The following is a 1,523-nucleotide window of genomic DNA, read 5'->3' as shown; positions in this document are numbered from 1 at the left end:
GGACTCAACGCCGGACATCTTACCAGCACCGACAATGTGCAGTGAAGGTCAGTCTGATGCGCTTACTGGAGCCATTGAGAGGAGGTGCATGGCCGCCGTCAGCTCGTACCGTGAGGCATCCTGTTAAGTCAGGCAACGAGCGAGATCCGCACCCTTAGTTGCCAGCAGCATCTTGCGATGGCTGGGTACACTAGGGGGACTGCCGCTGCTAAAGCGGAGGAAGGAACGGGCAACGGTAGGTCAGTATGCCCCGAATGTGCTGGGCTACACGCGGGCTACAATGGCCAAGACAGTGGGACGCCATTCCGAGAGGAAGCGCTAATCCCCTAAACCTGGTCGTAGTTCGGATTGAGGGCTGAAACTCGCCCTCATGAAGCTGGATTCGGTAGTAATCGCGTGTCAGAAGCGCGCGGTGAATACGTCCCTGCTCCTTGCACACACCGCCCGTCAAATCACCCGAGTAGGGTCCGGATGAGGCCATCATACGATGGTCAAATCTGGGCTCTGCAAGGGGGATTAAGTCGTAACAAGGTAGCCGTAGGGGAATCTGCGGCTGGATCACCTCCTAACGATCGGGACTGGGGCGTCGCCCCAGCCCACCTGCACGTTCGTCGACGCCCGGTCGGGCACCTACGAACTACCGAGGCTAACATTCGCCGGGCCCATAGCTCAGCGGCAGAGCGCCGCCTTTGCAAGGCGGAGGCCCTGGGTTCAAATCCCAGTGGGTCCATATCCGTGTCACGTCCGAATCGTGCCCCTTAAGTGGGACACGGCGTTCGGATGTGGTACGAAGACCGATGCACCACCCCGCGGAAAGCGTGGGTGGGAAGGGTTGATGCACGCACCGCCACCTCGGGCGTGTGAATGACACCGTGTGTACGTGCGATCCAGGCGTCCACTGGACTCGTTCATCGAGTTACAGTGACGTTGCAACTGTTCTGCAGTTGCACACGTTGTAGTCTCTTTGAGGCTACACATCGTCGCAACTGCTTTGCAGTTGCACACATCGCAACTCTGACGAGTTGCACACAAGTTGGCTACTATGCCAGCTGGTGGATAGCTCGGCTCGGGTGCCGACGAAGGACGTGCCAAGCTGCGATAAGCTCAGGGGAGCCGCACGGAGGTGAAGAACCTGAGATTTCCGAATGGGAACTCCTCAACGCAATTGCTTCGCGCAATGGGGAACGCCGAGAACTGAAACATCTCAGTATCGGCAGGAAGAGAAAACGAATGTGATGTCGTTAGTAACCGCGAGTGAACGCGATACAGTCCAAACCGAAGCCTTCACGGGCAATGTGGTGTACGGGCTGGCACTCATCGACCGACCGTCTTCGAGAAGTCTCCTGGAACGGAGCGTGATACAGGGTGACAACCCCGTATCGAAGACCACTACGTCGTGCGCCAGTACCAGAGTAGCGGGGGTTGGGAAATTCCTCCGTGAATGTGGCAGGCATCTACTGTCAAGACTAAAATACTACCCGAGACCGATAGTGAACAAGTTAAGCGTGAGCGAACGCTGAAAA

The 1,523-nt window shown here is 57.3% G+C and carries 1 tRNA gene and 2 rRNA genes; all 3 read left to right on the top strand.

Features of this window, described 5'->3' with window-relative positions:
* Positions 1-567, top strand: a 16S ribosomal RNA gene (locus GJ629_RS15715); the annotation flags it as partial.
* Positions 568-658: 91 nt separating this feature from the next.
* A tRNA-Ala gene (locus GJ629_RS15710) sits at positions 659-730 on the top strand.
* 298 nt (positions 731-1,028) lie between these two features.
* Positions 1,029-1,523 (top strand): 23S ribosomal RNA (locus tag GJ629_RS15705); the annotation flags it as partial.

This window comes from Halapricum sp. CBA1109, assembly GCF_009741825.1.
In the GTDB taxonomy this organism is placed as follows: Archaea; Halobacteriota; Halobacteria; order Halobacteriales; family Haloarculaceae; genus Halapricum.
This window is presented reverse-complemented; position numbering and strand designations above follow the sequence as displayed.